Genomic DNA, 5467 nt, shown 5'->3' on the forward strand with positions numbered 1-5467 from the left:
CCCCAGGCCCCCCCGGTGGCCGACAAGGTGGGGCGGGGACCCCAACCCCACCACCTCCCGCTCATGCCCGCCATGGGGCCCAACGTTGCCGGCGTCATCGGCTCCGCCGTCGCCGCCGGCGTCCTCCCCAACTTCGCAGGCTAACCCCCGCGGCCCCAGGCCGCGCCGCTGCCCCCCCCCCCCCCCCTCTACAACGCCCCTGTAGGAACAGAGCGCAGCGGAGTAACGCACGTAGTTCCGTGCGGCCCGAAGGGTGAGCGAAGCGAATAACACCTCTCGAGGTGCGAACCGCGCTCGCGCGGAAATCGCCCGCAGGGCGATCAGGCCTATCCAATTACGACAAACCCACCCATAAACGACACCAACAGACGGCAACACCACCTGCATCGCCCAAATCCCTCCAGTTCTTACACCCATCGGGAACCCCAACGCCTATAGTACGTCGAACAGCCAAACCCCCACGGAGCGACACCCTTGCCACCCACGCTGCAAACCCTCTCCAACAAGCTCTACCAGATCCGCCACCTGTGGGCGGTGATCAGCTTTGCGCTGGGTCTGTCCAGTTATTTCCTTGTAGAGCGCCAGCCCTGGCTGGCCGCGGTACTCACCGGCTTTCTGGTGCTGAGCTGGCTGCTCCTGCTCACCGAAGGGCTCTGGCAACGGCGCCTGGCCGGTACCGCCATGGAGGGCATGTCCCAGGGCATGCTCAAACTGCTGCTGCAGGCCGTCCATCAGGAGGCCTTCTTCTTCAGCCTGCCGTTCGTGCTGCTGCAATGGTCCGGCGGCGCGGAATACATCTTCTTCACCGCCTTGGTGATTAGCGCCGCCCTGGTCAGCATCATCGACCCGCTGTACTTCTGGCTGGCAAGACACCGAGCCCTGTACTTCGGCTTTCACGCCTGGGCGCTGTTTGTGGCCCTGCTGGTACTGCTGCCGCTGATCTTCCACTGGAGCACCGATTCCGCACTCACCTGGGCCGGCTGGCTCACCGCCTTGTTTGCGCTGCCCAGCTTCTGGCGGGTCGGTGGGCCGAGAAAATGGTTTCGCTGGCTGGGCCTGCTGGCGGTGTCCTGCCTGATCGCCTTCGCCCCGCGCTGGCTGGCTCCGCTGGTACCACCACTCACGCTTTCCCTGGAAGAGCGGGCCATGGCCCTGTCCTTCAACCGCGAACAACGCCAGCCATTGGTGACCGGGCACAGCTTCTCCAGCGATGAAGTGACCGCCGGCCTCTATGCCTACACCGCCATCAAGGCGCCGTTGGGGCTGGGGCAGGAGATTTATCATTACTGGTTCCAGAACGGCGAGCAGGTAGACCGGATTCCCCTCAAGCTCTACGGTGGCCGCGAATCCGGCTTCCGCACCTGGTCCCACAAACGCCATATCCCGGTGCCCTCACAAGGCCGCTGGCGAGTGGAAGTGCGCACCGCAGACAACCAGATCATCGGCGTCATGCGCTTCACCATCACCCCCTGAGTCCAGCGGCTCCCCAGCCGCCCCTTACCCCCAGGCCCTTCGACACCTCAGCCCCCAACCCTCGTTGGAGCCTTGCTCGCAAGGCGAAGGGGCTGACGTCACTGCCGTGCCTTCGGGACGCCCTGCGTCTTCGGAAGGCAGGTCCAATGGTTTATCCCGGCCCTCTTGGGCCGTACTCCTCCAAACAGTGATTCGGAATATGCCGTGCTCAACAGAACCAGTCATATATTTGTAGAATATGGCTTACAGAAAATGCTAAACAGTTGATATAAAGTGGATTTGAAGGGGGGAGTACTTTGTCAAAAAGCACGCTCGTACTGGAATTATGTCGAATTGAGTTAAGTCGAATCGTTAGTCTTAATACGCTGTTATGTCGGATGAGCATGATCACAGTAGCTAGGTTTTCAATGCCCGATGAGGCGCATATAGCTAAGTCCAGGCTTGAATCGGAGGGCATTCCTGCCTTTGTAGCCGACGAGCACACTGTGGGTATGAATTGGCTCTATTCAAATGCAATGGGGGGGGGCGGCTCCAAGTTCCTTCTGATCAAGCAGAGGAGGCTTTGCGAATTCTGTCTGAGGATATGTCCGACGCCCCGTCAACCGAAGATCTTCCGCCTTCTGTTCAGTGTCCTCGCTGTCGGGGCTCAAATGTCGAGTATGTCTCGGTGGGTTGAAAGCCAGCATTCTTGACATGGTTAATTCTGAGCTTTCCTCTATGGAAAGTCAGTAAAGAAAATAGGTGCATGGATTGTGGTGAGAGGTTCCACTGTGAGACATAACAATGAGCAGCAGAGCCGACCTACGAGATTTGTCACTATTCTTGCGGTGCAAGAAGTGGCGCCAAATCTCTTCGGCGGCTGTGCTAAGCGTTAGGCGGCCATGGGGCCCTCTGAAATCATTGCAGCCTTATCTTTTGCGGTATCGCTATTATCCGTCGGGATTAGCTATAGCGCGTATCGACACTCAGTGCGTGCCGGTGAGCAGAAGTCGCGTCTTGCCTTTTCACGGGAAAAGTCAGAGTTTTTGGTTCGAATTGAAAAGGCAAGAGAAGAGCTTGATCGTCTCGGCGAAAGACTAGAAGCCCTGCTGCAAACGTTGAATCAGGCGCCAGACAAGTTGAGAGCACTTTTGACAGCTGAGGCAGCGCAAGCTAAGTCCGATCGCAAGTACCTCGAAGGCTGCAAACGCCAGGTATCGTCCCTGTATGATGAGACTTACGAAATGACTCAAGCTGGCTTGGTGCATCATAAACCCAGGTTTCTGAAGCTCATAGAGGACGACGAGCAGTTCTCCCGAGATGCGCACAAAAGATGCGATCGCATCGAAAAAGTTATTGTAAAGGCGTCGGCAAAGAGTGCCATGTAAGTTGAGCACTTCCCCTAACAAAGGGTTCAACCGGACCCCGATAAGCTTCGCGGTGGCAGGGCCGGTCATGTTCGGTGGCGGCTCCGGTTAACACAAAGTTATGAATCAGGAGCTGGTAGTGAATCGAGAGGAAGATTGGGAGATATATCGAACATTGCTCCATGAAGTTGGCCGTTACCGAGATTGGCCAATTCGTATTCTTAGCTTTACATCCGCCCTTCACTTCGCACTTCTTGCTGCCCTAACGCTAAAGGAATTGGAACTTAACTGTGCTATCTCATTGGTAATTTCTGGAGTGCTTACGGTGGTTTTCGGTTCCACAATTTACCACTTTGGGCACTGCCATATGGAATACCTTCGCTTGCGAAACGTCCAAGTGAGACTGAATAATAAGTTTTCTCTTGACCGAGATGTATATCCGGTCAAATGGTTTTGCGAGAGACCTGTAAAGTTACGAGAAGGTTTCTGGGGGTGGGGGTTTTATGCGATATATGCTTCTATCCTGTATATCCTGTCGTTGATCGTAATATGGCAGTTTGGTTTTGAGTGGGCATAATTCATAACAAGGCAAAGCAATCCGCGGACGCATTGCGTGAGCCGCTTTTTTGCGACGTTAAGGAAAGCATAATCCGTAGCCGGTTCTCCAAATGCGACAGATAAAACCCGCTCTCATTTACTTCATCCTGATCTTTGCCACAGGCTTCGCCTTGGCCATGATCCGAATTCCCTTCCTTGTGCCCTGGCTGGGTGAGCGCTGGGCTGAGCTGGTTGAATTGCCTTTTATGGTGCTGGCCAGTTTTCTGGTGGCCCGCTGGTTGGTGCAGCGATTTGGGTTGGTGACGGTGATGCAGTGTATTGGCACTGGCCTGCCGGCCCTGTTGATGATGCTGAGCGCCGAGTTGGCGGTGACAATGTTTCAAGGGCAGGGTCTGGGCGACTATCTGGCCGGGCGCGACCCGGTATCCGGTATTGCCTATCTCGTCTCCCTGCTGCTGTTTGCGGCCATGCCGTTGCTGGTACGCAAGCATGCCGTGAGCCGCGCCTAGAACCTCACCTTCCCCAACGGCACCAACAACACAGCCGCCCCAATCAGCGCCGCCGCCGCCCCCAACAACCCGGGCGCAAAACTCCCGCTACTTTCCAGCAACCGCGCCGTCACCACAGGCCCTAAGATCTGCCCGACCCCATAGCAGGCCGTTAGTGCACCCAGGGCGGCGCTGGCAGCGTGGGGGGCCAGTTGGCGGCCGCAGTACATGCTCAGGGCGACCACGGCGGTAAAGGTACCGCCGACCAGTAGGCCGCTGACGACCAGCCCGGTGAGGCCGGGTAACCAGGCGGGGGCGCTGACGCCCAGTGCCTGAACCACCAGCGCTGTCATAAGGGCGTTGCGTTCGCTGGTGTGGCTGGCCAGCTTGCCCCAGAGCAGGTTGGCGGGGACGGCGGCCAGGCCCACGGCCAGCCAGGTATAGAAGGCGGCGCTGTCCAGGCCGGGCAGTTGCGCTTTGGCGATTACTGGCAGGTAGGTGGTGCTGGTGATGTAACCGAAGCCAGCCAGGGTGTAGCTGGCGATCAGAAAAGCCAGGGCGGAGCGGTTTACCGGTGCCCGTTCGTGCTGGCTGTGTTTGGCGTGGGGCAGGGCGGGGATGCGGCGCAGCAGTGGCAGCAGGATCAGGGCCAGGGCGCCGCAGGCCAGCCACATGGTGGCGTAGCTGCCGTGCAGGGTTTCAATAAAGGCAACGGTGAGGGCGGCGATGCTGATGCCCAGGCCGATGCCAGCATAGTGAATATTGCCCAGCCGGGCACGCAGATGATTGGGCATGGCGCCGAGCACCAGGGCGGAGCCGTTAACCATGATGATGGCGCTGGCCACACCGGCCAGAAAACGATTGATGGCCCAGGGCGTGAAGGTGGTGCTCAGGCCCATGCGCAGGCTGGTGATCACGCTCACCCACAGTGCCAGCCAGAACGCTGTGCGGGCCCGGTGGGCGGGCACCGCCATGGCGAGCATCGCGCCGGCCAGATAGCCCCCGTAGTTGATGGCCGCCAGGTAGCCGCCGCTGATGGCGGTGAGGGTGCTTTCCGCAATCATGTCGGGCAGGGCCGGGGTGAACAGGAAGCGGCCAATGCCCAGGGCAATCACCAGACTGAAGGCGCCGGCTATCGCGGTGAGCAGGTGATCTCTTTCGGTGGTCGTCACGCAGTGTCTCGCAGGCAATCAAATGGGAAGGTGCACTCGGGCATACCGATTTCGGGCGGCGTGCCGGGTTCTCTCCGACAATGGAGCGCAGCCTAACAGGCTGTGGTGTGTTCGGCTTTATCATTCGAATGATGTTCATCATTCACCGCAGTGATAAATGCGGCTTTGGTCGCAAAAGCTCCCAAGCAGTGCGTGGCTTTTTCACCATGGCGGGGCAAAACCCGGGGTTTTCGGCAAGAAAGCGGCGCTGCACCAAAAGCGTGATGCATTTTGGTGAGGCGGGGCTGACTCACAACAGTGCCGGCTGAGCGAAAACCGGGCGTCAACGCCAGTCCGGCTTGAGTCCGGCATCGATAACTCCATGAAAAACCAGCTTTTTAAAAACTGGCACAGCATTTGCTCTAACACACGATAAGCACAACCACTGCGT

Annotated in this window: 6 protein-coding genes; 5 read left to right on the forward strand and 1 reads right to left on the reverse strand. The window is 58.3% G+C overall.

The genetic code is table 11. The features are described from left to right. The 5 genes from ACFE0K_RS05690 to ACFE0K_RS05710 form a co-directional block, all read left to right on the forward strand. A partial coding sequence (locus ACFE0K_RS05690; protein ID WP_434535144.1) for a sodium ion-translocating decarboxylase subunit beta occupies window positions 1-144 on the forward strand: 144 nt, incomplete at its 5' end. A 330-nt stretch (window positions 145-474) separates the two neighbouring features. Beyond that, on the forward strand, window positions 475-1473 hold the full coding sequence (locus tag ACFE0K_RS05695) for a DUF5924 family protein (protein WP_434535140.1): 999 nt from the start codon (window positions 475-477) through the stop codon (window positions 1471-1473). A gap of 383 nt (window positions 1474-1856) precedes the next feature. Then, window positions 1857-2165, forward strand: a complete 309-nt coding sequence (locus ACFE0K_RS05700) for a DUF2007 domain-containing protein (protein WP_434535145.1) — start codon at window positions 1857-1859, stop codon at window positions 2163-2165. A 189-nt stretch (window positions 2166-2354) separates the two neighbouring features. Beyond that, window positions 2355-2840 carry a hypothetical protein gene (locus tag ACFE0K_RS05705; protein WP_434535141.1) on the forward strand — a complete coding sequence of 162 codons (486 nt, stop codon included), beginning with the start codon at window positions 2355-2357 and terminating at the stop codon, window positions 2838-2840. 647 nt (window positions 2841-3487) lie between these two features. Continuing rightward, window positions 3488-3886 carry a hypothetical protein gene (locus ACFE0K_RS05710; RefSeq protein ID WP_434535142.1) on the forward strand — a complete coding sequence of 133 codons (399 nt, stop codon included), beginning with the start codon at window positions 3488-3490 and terminating at the stop codon, window positions 3884-3886. Here ACFE0K_RS05710 and ACFE0K_RS05715 read toward each other — a convergent pair. Beyond that, window positions 3883-5037: a YbfB/YjiJ family MFS transporter gene (locus ACFE0K_RS05715; RefSeq protein WP_434535143.1), complete on the reverse strand. Its 1155-nt coding sequence runs from the start codon at window positions 5035-5037 to the stop codon at window positions 3883-3885. The two genes, ACFE0K_RS05710 and ACFE0K_RS05715, sit on opposite strands and share 4 nt — an antisense overlap. Window positions 5038-5467 lie beyond the last annotated feature (430 nt).

This window comes from Alcanivorax sp., assembly GCF_051117345.1.
Taxonomy (GTDB): domain Bacteria; phylum Pseudomonadota; class Gammaproteobacteria; order Pseudomonadales; family Alcanivoracaceae; genus Alcanivorax.